14 protein-coding genes and 2 tRNA genes are annotated in these 16,760 nt (G+C 61.4%); 6 read left to right on the forward strand and 10 right to left on the reverse strand.

Annotated elements, in window-relative coordinates; all coding sequences use genetic code 11:
* Nucleotides 1-111: 111 nt before the first annotated feature.
* Nucleotides 112-1,200 carry a ribosome small subunit-dependent GTPase A gene (rsgA, locus tag DAES_RS04220; protein ID WP_013513795.1) on the reverse strand — a complete coding sequence of 363 codons (1,089 nt, stop codon included), beginning with the start codon at nucleotides 1,198-1,200 and terminating at the stop codon, nucleotides 112-114.
* 47 nt (nucleotides 1,201-1,247) lie between these two features.
* Here rsgA and DAES_RS17535 point away from each other — a divergent pair, with 47 nt between their 5' ends.
* Nucleotides 1,248-1,532: a hypothetical protein gene (locus tag DAES_RS17535; protein WP_157864804.1), complete on the forward strand. Its 285-nt coding sequence runs from the start codon at nucleotides 1,248-1,250 to the stop codon at nucleotides 1,530-1,532.
* 354 nt (nucleotides 1,533-1,886) lie between these two features.
* Nucleotides 1,887-3,680 (forward strand): PI-PLC domain-containing protein, encoded by a 1,794-nt coding sequence (locus tag DAES_RS04225; RefSeq protein ID WP_041271346.1) that lies wholly within the window; start codon nucleotides 1,887-1,889, stop codon nucleotides 3,678-3,680.
* 263 nt (nucleotides 3,681-3,943) lie between these two features.
* Here the strand turns inward: DAES_RS04225 and DAES_RS04230 are convergent, their stop codons facing one another.
* The 3 genes from DAES_RS04230 to DAES_RS04240 all read right to left on the reverse strand — a co-directional run bounded on the left by DAES_RS04230 (nucleotide 3,944) and on the right by DAES_RS04240 (nucleotide 9,160).
* Nucleotides 3,944-7,144: an efflux RND transporter permease subunit gene (locus DAES_RS04230; protein ID WP_013513799.1), complete on the reverse strand. Its 3,201-nt coding sequence runs from the start codon at nucleotides 7,142-7,144 to the stop codon at nucleotides 3,944-3,946.
* A gap of 4 nt (nucleotides 7,145-7,148) precedes the next feature.
* Nucleotides 7,149-8,387 (reverse strand): efflux RND transporter periplasmic adaptor subunit, encoded by a 1,239-nt coding sequence (locus tag DAES_RS04235; RefSeq protein ID WP_013513800.1) that lies wholly within the window; start codon nucleotides 8,385-8,387, stop codon nucleotides 7,149-7,151.
* A 134-nt stretch (nucleotides 8,388-8,521) separates the two neighbouring features.
* Nucleotides 8,522-9,160 (reverse strand): TetR/AcrR family transcriptional regulator, encoded by a 639-nt coding sequence (locus tag DAES_RS04240; RefSeq protein WP_013513801.1) that lies wholly within the window; start codon nucleotides 9,158-9,160, stop codon nucleotides 8,522-8,524.
* Nucleotides 9,161-9,426: 266 nt separating this feature from the next.
* Between DAES_RS04240 and DAES_RS04245 the strand changes: the two genes are divergently transcribed.
* Nucleotides 9,427-10,113: a DUF3313 domain-containing protein gene (locus DAES_RS04245; RefSeq protein WP_013513802.1), complete on the forward strand. Its 687-nt coding sequence runs from the start codon at nucleotides 9,427-9,429 to the stop codon at nucleotides 10,111-10,113.
* A 204-nt stretch (nucleotides 10,114-10,317) separates the two neighbouring features.
* Here DAES_RS04245 and DAES_RS04250 read toward each other — a convergent pair.
* The 5 genes from DAES_RS04250 to DAES_RS04270 all read right to left on the reverse strand — a co-directional run bounded on the left by DAES_RS04250 (nucleotide 10,318) and on the right by DAES_RS04270 (nucleotide 12,332).
* A tRNA-Glu gene (locus tag DAES_RS04250) sits at nucleotides 10,318-10,395 on the reverse strand.
* A gap of 7 nt (nucleotides 10,396-10,402) precedes the next feature.
* A tRNA-Gln gene (locus DAES_RS04255) sits at nucleotides 10,403-10,477 on the reverse strand.
* Nucleotides 10,478-10,537: 60 nt separating this feature from the next.
* Nucleotides 10,538-10,888, reverse strand: a complete 351-nt coding sequence (locus DAES_RS04260) for a hypothetical protein (RefSeq protein ID WP_013513803.1) — start codon at nucleotides 10,886-10,888, stop codon at nucleotides 10,538-10,540.
* 40 nt (nucleotides 10,889-10,928) lie between these two features.
* Nucleotides 10,929-11,414 carry a DUF721 domain-containing protein gene (locus tag DAES_RS04265; protein ID WP_013513804.1) on the reverse strand — a complete coding sequence of 162 codons (486 nt, stop codon included), beginning with the start codon at nucleotides 11,412-11,414 and terminating at the stop codon, nucleotides 10,929-10,931.
* A gap of 27 nt (nucleotides 11,415-11,441) precedes the next feature.
* Nucleotides 11,442-12,332 (reverse strand): universal stress protein, encoded by an 891-nt coding sequence (locus DAES_RS04270; RefSeq protein ID WP_013513805.1) that lies wholly within the window; start codon nucleotides 12,330-12,332, stop codon nucleotides 11,442-11,444.
* Nucleotides 12,333-12,890: 558 nt separating this feature from the next.
* Here DAES_RS04270 and DAES_RS04275 point away from each other — a divergent pair.
* The 3 genes from DAES_RS04275 to DAES_RS04285 all read left to right on the forward strand — a co-directional run bounded on the left by DAES_RS04275 (nucleotide 12,891) and on the right by DAES_RS04285 (nucleotide 16,345).
* A complete protein-coding gene (locus tag DAES_RS04275; protein ID WP_013513807.1) occupies nucleotides 12,891-13,283 on the forward strand; it encodes a gamma-glutamylcyclotransferase family protein in 393 nt (130 codons plus the stop codon).
* Between the two features lie 88 nt (nucleotides 13,284-13,371).
* Complete coding sequence (locus DAES_RS04280) at nucleotides 13,372-14,097, forward strand: MBL fold metallo-hydrolase (RefSeq protein WP_013513808.1); 726 nt, start codon at nucleotides 13,372-13,374, stop codon at nucleotides 14,095-14,097.
* Nucleotides 14,098-14,224: 127 nt separating this feature from the next.
* Nucleotides 14,225-16,345 carry an acetate--CoA ligase family protein gene (locus tag DAES_RS04285; RefSeq protein WP_013513809.1) on the forward strand — a complete coding sequence of 707 codons (2,121 nt, stop codon included), beginning with the start codon at nucleotides 14,225-14,227 and terminating at the stop codon, nucleotides 16,343-16,345.
* Nucleotides 16,346-16,382: 37 nt separating this feature from the next.
* Here DAES_RS04285 and DAES_RS04290 read toward each other — a convergent pair whose 3' ends face one another.
* Nucleotides 16,383-16,580: a tautomerase family protein gene (locus DAES_RS04290; RefSeq protein WP_013513810.1), complete on the reverse strand. Its 198-nt coding sequence runs from the start codon at nucleotides 16,578-16,580 to the stop codon at nucleotides 16,383-16,385.
* Between the last annotated feature and the right edge of the window lie 180 nt (nucleotides 16,581-16,760).

The raw sequence follows: 16,760 nt of genomic DNA on the forward strand, positions 1-16,760 counted from the left end.
GTTCTTCTATTTCAGCTTTCCCCCACCCTGTTTTCCATAGCGGAGAGCCGTTTTGTGAGAGCGTCGTCGTTTTAGTACAATGACACTCCATTCGTGAGCGACTTCTATTTGTCAGTATTTCTTACGCTTTTCCAGGCGCTTAATCTCCATGGCAACACCTTTCCAGCGCTCCTTTTCAACGCGGTCTGCGCTTTTGTCATTGCGGGCCTGAGCATATTCCATTTCGCGTTGCATTTTACGGTAGTTCTCCAGCCGTTCTTGCATGAGTTCGCCGGAATCGACGGCATGAAGGACTGCGCAGCCGGGTTCAAGCTGGTGCAGGCAATTGGCGAAGCGGCACGATTCGGCCAAGGTTTGAATGTCGGAAAATGTCGCTTCCAGGCCATCTCCGCTTTTTGAGAAGGCGATTTCACGGATGCCTGGATTGTCCATCAACAAGCCGCCTTGGGGCATGACGATGAGCTCTCGGGAGGTCGTTGTATGACGTCCTTTGCCGACACTTGTGCTGACAGTCGCTGTCGCTTGGATGTCTTTCCCGTAAAGCATGTTCGCCAGAGACGACTTTCCCGCTCCTGAAGAGCCGAGCATGGAAGTGGTTTGTCCGATGTTCAAATAGCCGTGCAGCTCGTCGATGCCGCTTCCATCCTTTGTCGAGGTAAGGACGATGGGGACACCGAATGCAATAGTTTCGACCTCATCGCGGAATGCGTTTGGGGACTCGTGAAGGTCTGCTTTGGTTAAAATGATCACTGGCGTCATTCCGCAATTGTAGACCAGCGCCAAGAATCGTTCTATCCGTCGCGGGTTGTAATCACGATCGAGTCCGCTGACGATGAATACCGTGTCTATGTTGGCAGCAAGAGGCTGTTCGCGTTGAACCGTGCCTGCTTGTTTTCCCCGCGAGCCAGCTTCGCCACGGCACAGGGTGTTTTTTCGCGGGATGACACGTTTCACGACGTTTTCGTCCATGAGCACCCAATCTCCGGTAACGGGGTAGTCCAGTTGCCTGTGGTGACGTATTATCCCAGAAGGCGTGCAGAGCCATTCCCTGTGTCCATTGGTGACCAGGAATTGGTTGCGTTGGGCACTGAGAACACGGGCGACTTGGTCAAGATTGATCCCTTGGTCCGTTGCCAGCCGTTCGAAATGATCGTTCCAGCCAAGCTGGTGAAGTGTCTCTGGAGATATGTGTAAAGTCATAGTAAACCCATTTCATTTTTGCCGAAAAATATCGGCACGATTGTGTCATGGCCGGTCACAATGAGACCGGCGGCAAATTGAACGTAAAATGGGGATTATGGAAAAAGGGCACACCAAAAGACCTGTTTTGGTTGAAACAAGTCCAGGCTGGTTGGATTCAACCATATGGATGCCGCACAAAAGCGCGGCCCAGAGGCAGCTTAGACCTGCGGGTTGCCCTTTTCCATCTTTTGGGCGGCAAGATCCATGAACTGACGAAGCATCCAAACTCCTTGGTGAAGAATGCCGAAATGTTCATGGAAAAGGCGGAGCATGTCAAGAGACTCCTGTGAAGGGTGGTAATGGAAACGTGTCCGGTGAATGCGTCTTGAAACAGGGAGCTTGCCGCCCGCTGACGCGGTGCGTCCGTCACGCAAGTTTCCTGGCCGCGAGATTTCATCATCGCAACCGCACGATCCTACCACCCTCAGCGTGCGCAGGCATTGAAGTTTCTGGCGATTTCGTTGGCGCTGTGGCATCATGGGTTTGTTATCGTGGTCTGTATTTTCCTCTTGCGCATGGCTGTCAGGGAAGGCGAGTCTCAGGGGGTGGCCCATGGGCTTCTGCTGTAATAACTGCGCCATTGCCACAGATGAGATGTATGCATAATACTATTTAACGTCAATTTTGCTATAGGGAGATTCAAGATGTCGGACCCAACGCGTATGCTGGCACATCTCGGTTTGGCAAAGCAGTACAACAACGGTCAGCAATCTTCTGTTGGCGTGGCTGCAAAATTTTCCGTTGAAGTGCATCAGTTGGTTGATGATAGGATGCTCTGCTACCATGTTGGGAAAAGAAACGAACAAACGTTTGGGTACGATTTTGATTCTCCACATAACTATGATTCAGGAATGAATCCGTCTGTCGATATCAATAACAACAATATAGCCGTTGAAATTCATGAAACGTCAAAATTCGGATCATATCAACTATGGCTTCACGTTGGAGAAGTGATTGAGAAGGGTGATATTGTCGGCTGGGGTGTCAATCACGGTATTCAGCATGATACCGGTGCAAATCCGGACATCTCTATCAATGACAATAACATCGTTGTTGAGGTGCACCAATCTGAATCGTATAGTACGCTTTGGTATAACATTGGGGTAGCCGATGCAAAGGACCACAGCATTGCCTGGCGTGGTGGCTCGGTACACTATGGCGATGGGACAAGTCCGGCAATTGCGCTGGGAGAGGAGTTTTTTGTCGAGGTTCATTCGGTGGGGGATACGCTCTATTGTTGCGGGGGAAGGGTTGTCAAAGATGAAAGCGGATTCCACCTCCAGTTTGTCAGCAATAGCGCTTACGACCACGGTCTTGCCCCGGATATCGCCATTTTTGCTGAGGACAATGAGTGCCTGTATTTCATTGAGACCCACTTGTCTCAAAACGGTACGGGAGCATGGCAGCGTTCAGGGTATCTCAGGAAAAGGGATTCTCAATGCTTCTGGTTCGCTCCATCGACGCGGTTTGACCGTGATGCAGACGGCCTCAGCGTCGGCGCTTCAACTGTTGCCGGGATCGCCGTGTGCACGCATTCCAGCAGTGGCAAGCTGTACCAGGTGTCCACAACCCTGAGCGACACCGGGAGATTCTTTGAAAAGCTGCTGCCACAAATCAGAAATCTGCCTTTGAAGCAGATGGTCTTTGCGGGATCGCACAACAGCGGACTGTATCATATGAACATACCCTTTATCGACCCATTGTCGGCAACTCAGGAGATCGGGATATACGAGCAGCTCCTGCGCGGGGTTCGCTACTTTGATCTTCGTGTGGGGACCGACCGGCACATAATACGGCACGGCTGCCTGGAGGGGCCTTTGATGGGTGAGATATTTGCAGACTTCCAGCAGTTTTTCGATGAGGGACACAAGGAGCTTGTCATCATCAACCTTGAGCGGGAAGATGGCGAAAACAAATGTGATATCAAAGAGATATTGGATTACATTGGCGCATATGCCCTGAGACGTTCAGAGGTCGGGCAGCAATGCGGGGCGCAGCGACTCGCCGACATCCAGATGGAAATGCTCATCGGCGACACCGGGCATATCATCTTGATCGCAAATGACGAGCAAGAGTGCGATCATGCCTGGAAGACAGCAGACTTGAGAATCCGCAACACCTGGGCGGGCGATATGGACGAGGGGGCCATGATCAGGCATATGTATGAAGAACTGGACGCCTTCGACGATTCGCGTGGTGAACTCTTGCTGTTTGCATGGTTTCCTTCCACCGGCACCGGGTTCGGCAACAGCAAGGGCGCGAACGCCCGTTTGATCGAGACAATCACGACACGGCCGTTCAAGAATCAGCGTGGCAAGTTCCCCAACATCATCCAGTGTGACTACGTTGAATATGCAAGGGTCGGCATGCTGTGCGAACATCTCATCCGGCAGGTGAACGGCATACCCCACGAAATGGCGGTGAGCTCGGCCAGCTAACCAACTGCTCTGGTGATGCGGCTCGCGCAGGCTCCGTTGCTGCGGCGTTTTCATAAAAGTTGCGGATGTATTTTTCACGCTAAAACCGGACAGTTTGGAGTGGCTCCATCAACTAAGATCGTCGTCACCCCAACAGCGAGTTCCGATACCCTGATTCCCATGTCCTTGAAACATGATGAGCATCAGTCGGTGCCTGAAAACGGAGGCGGGTTGCGGCATATGCCGCAACCCGTTTTGTTGGTGGATTGGATGGAGTCTGTTGGCTACCTTTCGGCTTCCCCGGTGGTTGGGGCGTTGTCGGTCGCGTGGTCAATGGTCGCGTCGTCATCGTCGTCTTCGGGCGGCAGGACCATGGGGGTCTTTTTGCGCACGTATTCGCTGCCGCGCTGGATGAGCACGAAGAAGAGCGGCACGAAGAAGATGGCGATGGACGTGGCCGCCGCCATGCCGCCGATGACGCCGGTGCCGATGGAGTGGCGGGCCGCGGAGCCCGCGCCGCTCGATATGGCCAGCGGCACCACGCCGAGGATGAAGGCCAGCGAGGTCATGACGATGGGGCGGAAGCGCAGGCGCGCCGCCTCCAGGGCAGACTCCACCAGCCCCATGCCGCTGCGGTACGAGGCCACGCAGAACTCGACGATGAGAATGGCGTTCTTGGCCGAGAGCCCCACCAGGGTCAGCAGGCCGATCTGGAAGTAGATGTCCTGCACCAGCCCGCGCGACCACACGGCCATGAGCGCGCCCATGACCGCGATGGGCAGCACGCCGAGCACCGCGATGGGCAGCGACCACATCTCGTACTGGGCGGCCAGCACCAGGAAGACCACCAGGATGCCGAAGGCGAGCACCTTGGGCGCCTGGCTGCCGGTCTTGATCTCCTGGTACGACGCGCCGCTCCACTCGAAGCCGTAGCCCACGGGCAGGGTCTCCTGGCCGAGTTTGACGATGTCGTCCATGGCCTGGCCGCTGCTGATGCCCGCAGCGGGCGCGCCCGTGATCTGCACAGACGGGAACCCGTTGAAGTGGGACACCGCGTTGGGTCCGGCCCGGAAGCTGACATCGGTCACGCCGGACAGCGGGACCATGTTCCCCTCCGCATTGCGCACGAAGATGCGCCCGATGTCCGAGGGCGAGTCGCGGAACTCGGACTCGGCCTGGAGCTGGACGCGCCAGATGCGGCCATATTTGTTGAAGTCGTTGACGTAGAGCGTGCTGAGGTATGCTTGCATGGCCTCGAACACGTTGCCCACCGGCACGCCCATCATTTTGGTCTTGTCGCGATTGAGCTCCACATAGAGCTGAGGCTGGGTCACGCGCAGGGTGCCGCGGACGCCCGCCAGTTGCGGGTTGGCATTGGCGTCGTTAATGAACTGCTGGGCCGTGGCCACCAGATCCTCCACCGATCCGCCGCCGCGCGATTGCAGCTCGAGCTGGAACCCGGCCTGGGTGCCGAGCCCCTGGATGGCCGGGGGATTGAAGGCGAGCACCCTGGCTGTGGGATCGTCGCCAAAGCGTATCATGGTCCGCAAGGCCACTTCCTGCGAGCTCATTCCCTCCCGTTGCCGTTCCTCAAAAGGCTTGAGCTTGATGAACATGGTGCTGCCGCTGGTGCTGGTGATGCCGCCGCTTAAGAAGTCCAGGCCGCCGAGCAGGACGACGTTCTGCACCGCAGGGTCGCTCATCAGGTGTTTCTCCACCTCCCGAAGGGTGGCGTCGGTGCGGTCCAGAGACGAGCCGTCCGGGAGCATGACCGAGACCAGGATGTAGCCCTGGTCCTCGTCGGGCAGGAAGCCAGAGGGGACAAGGCGCTGCATGCCAAAGGTGATCAGGCAGAGCAGGCCGAATATGCCAAGGGAAACAGGCACGCGCCGGATGGCCTTGCGCACGCCCTCGGTGTAGCCCAGGGTCATTTTGTCGAAGCAGGCGTCGAACCACTGGAACACCTTGGCCTTCTGGCCGTGGCCCGGCTTGAGGATCAGGCGGCACAGGGCCGGGCTCAGGGTCAGGGCCACCAGGCCGGAGATGGCCACGGACACGGCGATGGTCACCGCGAACTGCCGGTAGAGCTGGCCGGTCAGCCCGCCCAGGAAGGCCACGGGCACAAAGACCGCCGAGAGGACCAGGACGATGGCGATGACCGGCCCGGTGACTTGCTCCATGGCCTTGATGGTGGCCTCGCGCGGCCCCAGCCCGTCATGTTCCATGATGCGCTCGACGTTTTCCACCACGATGATGGCGTCGTCCACCACGATGCCGATGGCCAGCACCAGGCCGAACATGGTCAGGGTGTTGATGGAGAAGCCAAGCGCGAGCATGCCGCCAAAGGTGCCGATGATGGCCACGGGCACGGCCAGCAGCGGGATGAGCGTGGCCCGCCACGATTGCAGGAAGACGAACACGACCACCAGCACCAGCAGCACCGCCTCCAGCAGGGTGTGGATAACCTCGGCCATGGAGTCGCGGATGAAGAGGGTGGTGTCGTGGGGCATGCTGTAGGAGACGCCCTCCGGGAAGCTGCTGGCCGCCGATTCCATGGCCGCCTTGACCCCGTCCAGGGTGTCCAGGGCGTTGGCGCCCACCTGGAGGTAGACGGGCAGAAGCGTGGTGGGCTTGCCGTTGACCCGGCCAAACATGTCGTAGCTCTGCGCGCCCAGTTCGACCCGGGCCACGTCCTTGAGGCGCAGGATGGAGCCATCGCTGTTGGCCACGAGGATGATGTTCTCGTAGTCGGCCACCTCCTGCAGCCGGCCACGGGTCAGGACCGGCACGGTCAGCTCCACCTCTCCCTTGGTGGGCCGCTGGCCGATGGTGCCTGCCGGGAACACGGCGTTCTGCTCGCGGATGGCCTCGGCCACCTCGGTCACGGTCAGTCCGCGCGCGGCCAGCTGGTCCGGGTTGACCCAGATGCGCATGGAGTAGTCCTTGGTGCCGAACACGGCCACATCGCCCACGCCGGGAACGCGCTTGAGCATGTCGAGCATGTTGATGGTGGCGTAGTTGCTCAGGTAGATGTCGTCGTAGCGCCCGTCTGATTCCAGCGAGAGCACGGTGAGCATGCTGGTGGACGACTTGGTCACTGTCACCCCCTGGCGGGTGACTTCGGTCGGCAGCCTGGGCTCGGCAATGGCCAGTCGGTTCTGCACCTCTACGGCGGCCAGGTCCTGGTCCGTGCCGATTTCAAAGGTGCAGACCACCTTGACCGCGCCGTTGTTGGAACACAGGGAGCTGAAGTAGAGCAGGTTCTTGATGCCGCTGAGCTGCTGCTCGATGGGCGAGGCCACGGACTCGGCTGCGGTCTTGGCGTCCGCGCCCGGATAGGAGGCGTCGATCTGGATGGTGGGCGGGGTGATCTGCGGATACTGGTCCACGGGCAACACGAAGATGGCCACGGTGCCGCCCAGCATGATCAGGATGGAGACCACGAAGGCGAAGACCGGGCGGTCGATGAAGAAGCGTGAGAACATGCGCTTAGCCCTCGCTCTTCTTGGGTTCGCCGCCCGGCTGGGCCTGGGCGGGCGACATGGGTTCCACGGCCATGCCCGGCCTCAGCTGCATGAGGTGGTCGGTGATGACCGTTTCGCCGGGCTCAAGGCCCGCCTCGATCACCCACTGGCTCTCGTGCCAGTCGCCCAGGGTCACGCTGCGCAGCTCCGCCGTGTTTTCTTTGCTGACCACGTAGACGAAAGCGCCAGCCGGGTTCTGAAGGACCGAGGTCTTGGGCACGAGCAGGGCGTTGAGCCGGTCGATGCCGTCGATGCGCACATGGACGAACTGGCCCGGCATCAGCTGCCCGTCCGGGTTGGGAAAGGTGCCGCGCATGACCGATGAGCTGGTGGACGGGTCGATCTGGGGATCGGTGTAGGTGATTTTGCCCTCATAGGGATAGGGCGTGCCGTCGGCCAGGGTCACCTTGAGCCGCATCTGGCTTTGCAACGGCTGGGAGGTCTTGCCGCTCTGGGCCAGCCGCCGGGCCTGGAGGAGGTCCTGCTCGCTGACCGTGTAGCGCACGTAGATGGGGTCGGTCTTTTCGACCACGGCCAGCAGGCCGCCACTGGAGCCTTCCACGTAGCTGCCCACCTCCTTCAGGGCCATGCCGATGCGCCCGTCCATGGGCGAGGTGATGTCGGTGTAGCCGAGGTCCAGCTCGGAGTTGACGATGCGTGCGTTGGCGATGGTGATGTTGGCCTGGGCCACCTGTTCCTCGGTCTGCCACTGCTCCAGCTCGTCCTGGGTGGTCGCGTTGCTCTGGCGCAGCTTGGTGTAGCGGCTGACCTTGCTCCTGGCCAGGGCGAACTCGGCGCGCGCGCTGGCCAGCTGGGCCCTGGCCAGATCCAGGCTGGCCTGGAACGAGCGCGGGTCGATGCGGAAGAGCAGTTGCCCGGTGGTCACTTCGCCACCTTCCTCGAAATGCCTGCTTTCGAGAAAGCCGCTGACGCGGGCGCGGATCTCCACGGTCTGCGAGGCCTCGGTCTGGCCGAGGAAAAGGGGCTGGAGCGGCACGGTGCGTGCGCTCAGGGTGAGCATGGACACAGCCAGAGCCCGCTGCGGTCCCCTGGCCTGCATGGCCTGGGGGGTGGAGTCCGAGCCTTGCAGGTAGGCAAAGCCCGCGGCCACCGCGCCCGCCAGAATGACGAGCATGACCGCCCGCCGGATGCTCCGGGCGTTCCGGAACAACCCGGATTCTCTGAATCTCTTGCTGCTGATCACTGGATACTCCTGAAAAATTGTAAAAGAGTGTTCCGTCAGGCTGCCCCGCGCGTGTCGCACGGCGCGCCGTCATGTCCCGGCATCCGCCGCAGGGCCGTCGGCTCTGGGGGCGGAATTCTGCCTGGGGGGCTGGGTCAGGGATGCTTTGCCTCGGGTGTGAGCAGGCCGTGGAGCAGGAGGCCCGTGATCTCCTTGGCCTGTTCCTCCAGACAAATGGTGCGCTTGGCGAAATAATTGGTGAAGATGGTGCCGTAGAGCATGTCGCCGATCATGTCGAAGAGCCGGTCCACCGGACGCTCCCGGAAGATGCCGTCGCGCATGAGCTGGGAGATCTCGGCCTTGTGCTCTTCCCGATGCCGTCCGATATACTCAAGGTACGACGGGGTCTTGCGGTCCTTGAATACGGCCCGTTCCTGGATGAGCAGCTCTATGAACTCCGGGTTTTCGTTGAAATAGCGCAGAAACGCCCTGACGGCCCGGCCAAAGGATTCGACAGGATCATCCACGGCAGAGCCGTCGATGGTCTCGATCAATCCGTTCATGACATGGTCCACGGACTCGCGAAACAACTCCTGCTTGTTGACGAAGTAGTTGTAGACCGTACCCTTGGAGCAGCCCGCTGCCTGGGCGATGGCCCCGATATCGGCCCGGTCGAACCCCTCGCGTGCGAAATGGGTCACCGCCTGGGCGAGGATGCTCTTCCTGCGCTGGATCCTTCTTTCCGGATCGGGGGGGCGGCCTGGTCCCCGGCGTGCCTGTTGCGTCCGTGTCATCTGTTCTCCTATTTTATGACTGACGGGTCAGTCATATTAATGGTCGACATGGATGTCAAGGGGCTGGGTGCAGGTTTTTCGGCAGTGGCCCTTGTGTGGGTGCGACCGGCTCCGGACGCGGGAGGCGCGCAGGCAGGGTGAATCGGCTTGCCATTGTCCAGGTTGTGGTTCATATCGGGCATTGGAGGAGTTTCGGACAGCGGGATTCCCCTGGCGCGGAAAACAGTGGGGCCATGCCCCGGAAACGGGCGATACAGGAGCGGGACATGAAACGGCTGATTGTTCTTGCGGTTGCAACGGGTTGGCTTGTTCTTCTGGGGGCGTGCGGTTCCAGCTACCACGCGCGCGACATGAAGCTGCGGACCACGTTCGTCGATCCCTCCATCCTGGAGAAAGGGACCGGGGATCAGGCGCTCTACCGCTACATCAACAAGAAGATCGACATCAACAAATACAACAAGATACTGCTCGAACCGGTCCTGGTGGCCAAGGACGGCGAGCTCTCCGCCGAGACGCGGGAGAACTATCAGCGTCTGGCCAACAACGCCTATGTCCTGCTGAGTCAGGAGCTTGGCAAGGACTATGCCCTGGTCAAAACCCCGGAGCCGGGGACCATGCGGCTGTCCATGGGCATTCTCGACGCGGACCCCTCCAACCCGGTGCGCAACGTGCTCTCGTCGCTGACGCCCATCGGCATGGTCGTCAACCTCGTGACCTATTCGGACACCGGCAAGCAGTCCGGCGTGGGCGAGGTGTCCATGGAGATGAAGGTAGTGGACGCCATGACCGGCGAGCTCATGGGCGCTGTGGTGGACCGGCGCGTGGGCGGCTCCAATCCCGATGCCGTGGTGGACACCTGGTCCGCCGCCGACGCGGGGCTGACGTGGTGGGCCAAGCGCACCCGCTACTTCCTCTGCCTCGCCCGCGCGGGCCTTGGTTGCGAGAAGCCCTGACCTGGCTGCGCGTTGTCCCTCTGGGGCTAGCCGGTAGCCGAGATGTGAGCAAAGGCACAGCCCTGTTGGCCTGAGGCTCCCCTGGCCGGGCCATCGAGTTGCCGAAAGTCTGCCCTTGGTGGCCCGCAGTGGGAAGAGGGAGGGAAAAGACCCAAGTGAAAAGGAAAAGGCCTTACGCGCGCGGCGTAAGGCCTTGTGGTTCCTTGGCGTCCCCAAGGGGATTTGAACCCCTGTTAACGGCGTGAAAGGCCGTCGTCCTGGACCAGGCTAGACGATGGGGACGCAAATTTGGCTGGGCTGCAAGGACTCGAACCTTGATTAACGGAGCCAGAACCCGTCGTCCTGCCAATTGAACGACAGCCCAGCAGCGAGAAGTTGATCTAAGGGTTAACCCCTCGCATGTCAACTTCTTTTTGCGATTAAATTACACTGCTCTGGCGAGCTTGCGGGTGCGCTTCTTGAGGACGTTGATCTTGCGGCGCACGCGGTCGCGTTTGGTGCGGTCCTCAAGGGTGTCCTTCTCGGTGCGCAGGGCGCGGATGATCCGCTTGGTCTCGTGGATCTGCTTCTTGTAGGGGGAGACGGCCTCCTCCTCGACGATGCCGAACAAGGTCTTGATCTCGGCCACCAGCTCTTCCTTGCTCTTGCCGGAAGCGCCGACAACCATGGGCAGCTTGTTCATGCACAGGGAGCGCAGCTCCTTGGCGGTCATCTTTTCGAGGGTCTTGGTCAGGCCAAGCTCTTCAAAGGCAATTTCCTTGGTCTCTTCGCTCATGATACAACTCCTTAAAAGGTCCCCGGAGGGCGCAAATTTCTTACTCGTCGGCAAACATGCGCTGATATGCCCGGTAGCATCTGCCCACTGGGGAATCCGGGTCCAGCTTTTTATTCAAAGTCCCTAACTTATCAGGCTTTTTTAGCGGTCTTTGAGGGGGGTTTTCTTGCCGTGGGAAATCCCCGTCCAAAGGAACTCTGCCGTTTAGCAGTTCAAATGCCACTTTGTCAAAGACTTCTTCCCCCAAAAACCCGTTTATCTTGCCGAGGATCATGGGCGCGAGATACTGGGCCTCCTGCGCGATCATCGGGTCTTCTGCCGCAAGAATGAGCTTGCCGCCCCGGTGGCCCAGCGGGCGGACCATGCGGGCCATCTCGCCCATGAGCCGGTCCCACTCGCGCCACAGCCGGATCAGGGCCATGGAGCCAGTGGTGTCGAGCCTGCCCAGGAAGTTGGGCAGGGCTCGATTGAGCTGGACAACCTTGTTGTGGCGGCCCTTGCGGCTGTGGTGGCGGAGATAGGCCATGGGGTCGGATGCTTCTGGCGGAGGCGGCTACATGCACACCCTGGCGCGGTAGTTGACGATCAGGGCCGGACAGCCGGGCGACAGGGCCACCTGGATGACCGTGGAGCCGATGAACGATTTGGCCGGCTCCTCGCTCGACGAATACTGGGCCATGATCACGAGGTCGGCCTCGCTCCAGCGGGCGCGCTTGAGGATCTCGGCGTAGGGCAGCCCCTCCCAGCATTCGAACGAGTGGCTGAGGCCGGTGAGCGCCTTGCCATACCGCTTCTCCATGCGCTCCTTGATCCGGTCGATGAATACGTTCATGTCCTGCATGTAGTATTCGGGATTGGGGCAGTTCTGGCCGATGTCCATGACGTGGAACACGTCCAGATGTGCGCCGTAGGCCCTGGCCACCTGGATGGCGTAGCACAGGGCCGAGTCCGACGGGGTGGAGAAGTCGGTGGCCATGACGATGCGCTTGATGTCCACGGTCTTGGGCGACTCGTGGGTCACGACCATGACCGGGCAGAAGACGTTGGAGCAGACCTTGCGGATGGTGGTGTCCACCGCCCCCCACATGCGGTCGGGCCGGACCGCGGCGGAGCGGTGGTGGCCCATGACCACGAGGTCCACGCCCTCGGTGTGGATGATCTTGAGCAGCTTTTCGTGGGTCGGGCCGGTGACCACCCGGATGGAGTGGTTGGGGATGTCCTTGAGATCGTCGGCGTAGAAGGCCGCGATCTTGTCCTTGGCCGACGCCATGAGCTTCTCAGTCGGAATGATGTCGTCGAAGCTGCACCACTCGTCGTGTCCGATGGGCAGGGCGTGGTAGAGGACCAGCTCCGAGCCGTGTTTGCGAGCAAGATCGAAGGCGGTCCGGGGTGCCGTCTGAATGCCTATCTGCGGGGTGGCGGCAAGCAGTATTTTCTTGAACATGGCGTCTCCTTGTCTGGGCAGCGTCCTGGCGCCGCTTCGCGCCTGGTGCCTGAATATTCTGTATTACTATTACAAGTTCAGGACGGGCGGGCAAGCATTATCGCGCAGGTCAGGTGCCCTTGGCGTCACTCTCCTGTCACTGACGGCTGGTGCGGCCTCGCCCGATTCCTGTGAGCCTTGGATCGAGTTGAGCAGGGTGGGGGCGAGCAGTGGGGAAAGTCTGAGCATGAAGCCTCCGTGCTGATTCTTTCGCCTGCCTATACCCGCTATCGCGTCTGGCAACAACAGAAGATCGGGGGGAGTCGGCAGGCGCGGTGGCCTGGATGGTCGCATTTGGCCCGTTCCTTGAAAAGATATGCATGCGTCGGCTGGTCCGGGCTGGCCTGCCCGAATTCAACCTGCCGGTTTCATTTGATGTGTTGCCGAAGCCACGTTGCATCGGGTCTGCGCGTGATGACAATTATGTTCAGACAGACAGTGTGGAAGTGCGCAAAACGTTAATCAGGCCGGGCCGGGCCAGGCCAGGTGCCGGGCCAGGAGCCGGTCCAGGGAGGCAATGTGGCGCAGAGCAGGGGACGGAAGCCGGGGGCCAGATACGGCGTCTTTGTCTACGGGACGCTGAAAAAGGGATTCTCGAACCACCGCTTTCTCAGGGACGCTGTTTTTGTCGGCGATGGGTGGACCGTGAAGAGTTACGCCCTGTACCTGGACGAATACCCCGGCGTATATCAGGGAACCCCTGTCAGTCGCGTCCGCGGCGAGGTCTACGAGGTGGACAGGGGACTGCTGGCTCGCCTGGACGCACTGGAGGGCCACCCCGTGCTCTACCGCCGCGAGGAGATAGACGTGCTCCTGGACGACGGGCGCACGGTGCGGGCCTGGATATACTTCTATCCTCACGATGGCGGGCAGCTCCTCGCCGGGGGCGAGTTCGGCCACGGGGCAGCGTAGATCGTCCGGCTTTTCTTGCGCGCCTCGCCGTTGGCCGGTACTCTGTCGGGCATCCCGGCTGGATTCCCGGTCGGGAAAGGAGGCAGCCGTGCGCATCTCCATTACCTATATCCATCACAATTGTTTTGTGCTCGAGACGCCGGGCCGGACGTACCTCTTCGATTATCCGGGCGATGCCCACCTGCCTGACGGGGCCGCCGATCTGGTGCGCCTAGCCGTGGCCGGGCGCGATCTGGCCGTGTTCATCTCCCACGGGCATGACGACCATATGAACGACCACCTCGACCAAGTCACTGCTGCGGCGGCTTCGGTGCGCCATGTCATCTCCGACGACGTGGCCGAGCTACGGCCCGGCGCCATGCCCGCGTGCGGCGAGACGCTGGTGGTCGAGCCGGACGCGCGCTACAGCTTTGGCTCCATGGACGTGCAGACCCTGATGAGCAACGACCTGGGCGTGGCCTATCTGGTGGAGGATGCGGGCTTGCGCTTTTACTACGGCGGGGATCTGGCCGAGTGGGTCTGGCCCGCGACCCCGCTACGCGAGGCGGAGTTCACCCGCGCCTTTTTCAACCAGGCCATGGAGCGGGTGCGCGATTTCAGGCCGCATGTGGCCTTTTCCAACACCGACCCGCGTCTGGCCAACCTGGCGGGCGGCCCAACGGCCTGCCGCATGGCCGGGGCGCGGGTCTTCGTGCCCATGCACACCTTTGGCGACACCGCCTCCCTGGCTGGATTCGAGGCCGTGGCCCGCGGAGCCGGAGCGCAGGTGTTTCTCTATGCGCGCTGCGGGGACCGGGAGACGTTCACCCTTTGAGGGGGAGCCGTCCTGCGGGCCGCAGCGGCGGGCCGTTGCGCCCGTCTGATGGGAGCTTGTTCCGGCCCGTGTTTCGGGTTAGGTTCCCCTTGCGCCGCGCAACATCCACCGTATCCAGGAGCCGCCGTTGACCGTCAAGCAAACCCTGCACGCCTTTTTCTACCCCGAGACCGTGGCCGTCATCGGCGCGTCCGCCTCGCCCGGCAAGATCGGGCATACCGTGATGACCAACATGATCGGGGCCGGATTCCGGGGCAAGCTCTTTCCGGTCAATCCCAAGGGCGGGACCATCGAGGGCATGGCCGTCGTGCGCGACATTGCGGACCTGCCGCGCGGGCTTGATCTGGCCGTGCTGGCGGTGCCGCGCGACCATGTGGAGCCATCCATCCAGGCCCTGGCCGGGATCGGGGTCAAGTCGGTCATTGTCATCACCGCCGGATTCAAGGAAGTGGGCAAGGACGGCTACCGCCTGGAGCAGGAGCTCAAGGCCCTGTGCGAGGCGCACTCCATCGCCATGCTCGGCCCCAACTGTCTTGGCATGATGAATCCGGCCCACGGCGTCAACGCGTCTTTTGCCGCGGGCCAGCCCAAGGCCGGGTCCATCGCCTTCTTCTCCCAGTCCGGCGCGCTGTGCGTGGCCATCCTCGACTGGGCGCTGGGCGAGAATATCGGGTTTTCCAAGTTCATCAGCCTGGGCAACAAGGCGGTCATCGACGAGGCGGACATGCTCGGCTACCTCGGCGGCGACGCGCAGACCAAGGTCATCCTCGGCTACATCGAGAATGTGGAGCACGGCGAGGCGTTTTTGCGGCAGGCGCGGGCCGTGTGCCGCAACAAGCCGGTGATCATGATCAAGGCCGGGACCACGGCTGCGGGCGCCAAGGCCGCGTCATCCCACACCGGGGCCATCGCCGGGTCGGACCAGACCTACACCGCGGCCTTCCGCCAGTCCGGGGTGATCCGGGTGGCGGACGTGGCCTCGCTCTTCAATCTGGCCCAGGCCTTTTCCACCCAGCCCCTGCCCAGGGGGCCGAACCTGGCCGTGGTCACCAACTCCGGCGGGCCGGGCATCCTTACCGCCGACATCGCCGACCGCTCGCGGTTGACCGTGGCCGAATTGTCCCAGCGCACCATCGAGCGGCTCCAGGAATTTCTGCCCAGCTACGCCGCCTTTTACAACCCGGTTGACATCGTGGGTGACGCCGATGCCAAGCGGTATCGCCGGACCCTCGACGTGGTGGCCGACGATCCGGTGGTCCACTCCATCCTCGTGCTGCTCACGCCCACGGCCTCGGTGGAGATCGAGAAGACCGCCGAGGCGGTCATCCACACGGCCCGCAAGTGCGGCAAGCCCGTGTTCGCCTGCTTCATGGGCAAGACGCGCGTGGCCCGCGCCCGGGCCATGCTCATGGAGGCCGGGATTCCGTGCTACGCCTTTCCCGAGCCCGCGGTCCGCTCCATCGAGAGCATGTACGAGTATTATCTCTGGAAGAACCGGCCCGAGCCGGTCTACGCCGAGTTTCCCTGCGACCGCGAGCTGGCCCTCAAGGTGGTGCGCGAGCACGAGGCGCGCCGGGAGCCGGAGATCGTGGAGTTTCAGGCCCAGGAGGTGCTGCGCGCCTACGGGCTGCCCACGCCGAAGACCGTGCTGGCCCGGTCCAGCGAAGAGGCCGTGGCCGCCGCCGTGGAGATAGGCTACCCGGTGGTGCTCAAGATCGCCTCGCCGAACATCTCGCACAAGTCCGACGTGGGCGGGGTCAAGGTCAACCTGCGCGACGCGGGCGAGGTGCTGACGAACTTCAGGGAGATCACGGCCAGAGCCATGCGCATGCGCCCGGACGCCTATATCGCGGGCTGTCTGGTGCAGGAGATGGCCCCGCCCGGCGTCAAGGAGGTGATCATCGGCTTCAAGCGCGACGAGCAGTTCGGGCCGATGCTCATGTTTGGCCTGGGCGGCATCTATGTGGAGATCATGAAGGACATCTCCTTCAAGCTGGCGCCCCTGTCGCGCCAGAACGCCTTTGAGATCGTGCGCGAGATCAAGTCCTACATGCTGCTCAAGGGATTGCGCGGCGAAAAGCCCGTCAACTTCGCGGCCCTGGAGGAGATCATCCTGATCATGTCGCAGATGGCGCTCGACCTGCCCCAGGTGTGGGAGGCCGAGTTCAACCCGGTCCTGATCAACCACGAGCGGGCCATGGTGGCCGACGTGCGCATGACCCTGCACCTCAAGGAAGACCGGGAGTAGCTGCGGCTCGCCGCGATTTCCGGCTGCGTTCAGGGTTTCATTGCTTCCTCAATTCGGTGACGGACTCGCCGCCGATCCCCCAGTTGTCGGTCTCCACCTCGTCGATGATGACGAAGGTGGTGGCCGGGTTCTTGCCCAGCACCTCGACGAGCAAATCGGTCACGCCTTTGATGAGGCGCTGTTTCTGCTCTCTGGTCGCGCCTTCCCTGGTGATGCGTATGTTGACGAAAGGCATGGTTCCCCCATGGTTTACGGGCCGGTGCGCCCGCGTTTGCCTGATGACCGAACCTACACCACGCACAGGGGATTATCCACCCTCGCCAGACCGGATGGCAGGCCGTCTGCCGACGCGCTGTCAATTCCACCCTTTCAACGTGGGGAAATAGCCCACTCACGCAGCCGCCTGTTTTGCCCG

The organism is Pseudodesulfovibrio aespoeensis Aspo-2 (assembly GCF_000176915.2).
GTDB classification, from domain to species: domain Bacteria; phylum Desulfobacterota; class Desulfovibrionia; order Desulfovibrionales; family Desulfovibrionaceae; genus Pseudodesulfovibrio; species Pseudodesulfovibrio aespoeensis.

Excerpts from the sequence above, each read along its gene's own strand:
- DAES_RS04225 (WP_041271346.1), top strand. The coding sequence starts at position 1,887 with ATGTCGGACCCAACGCGTATGCTGGCACATCTCGGTTTGGCAAAGCAG.
- DAES_RS04245 (WP_013513802.1), top strand. The coding sequence starts at position 9,427 with ATGAAACGGCTGATTGTTCTTGCGGTTGCAACGGGTTGGCTTGTTCTT.
- DAES_RS04290 (WP_013513810.1), bottom strand. The coding sequence starts at position 16,580 with ATGCCTTTCGTCAACATACGCATCACCAGGGAAGGCGCGACCAGAGAG.
- DAES_RS17535 (WP_157864804.1), top strand. The coding sequence starts at position 1,248 with ATGGCCGGTCACAATGAGACCGGCGGCAAATTGAACGTAAAATGGGGA.
- DAES_RS04270 (WP_013513805.1), bottom strand. The coding sequence starts at position 12,332 with ATGTTCAAGAAAATACTGCTTGCCGCCACCCCGCAGATAGGCATTCAG.
- DAES_RS04230 (WP_013513799.1), bottom strand. The coding sequence starts at position 7,144 with ATGTTCTCACGCTTCTTCATCGACCGCCCGGTCTTCGCCTTCGTGGTC.
- DAES_RS04265 (WP_013513804.1), bottom strand. The coding sequence starts at position 11,414 with ATGGCCTATCTCCGCCACCACAGCCGCAAGGGCCGCCACAACAAGGTT.
- rsgA (WP_013513795.1), bottom strand. The coding sequence starts at position 1,200 with ATGACTTTACACATATCTCCAGAGACACTTCACCAGCTTGGCTGGAAC.
- DAES_RS04240 (WP_013513801.1), bottom strand. The coding sequence starts at position 9,160 with ATGACACGGACGCAACAGGCACGCCGGGGACCAGGCCGCCCCCCCGAT.
- DAES_RS04260 (WP_013513803.1), bottom strand. The coding sequence starts at position 10,888 with ATGAGCGAAGAGACCAAGGAAATTGCCTTTGAAGAGCTTGGCCTGACC.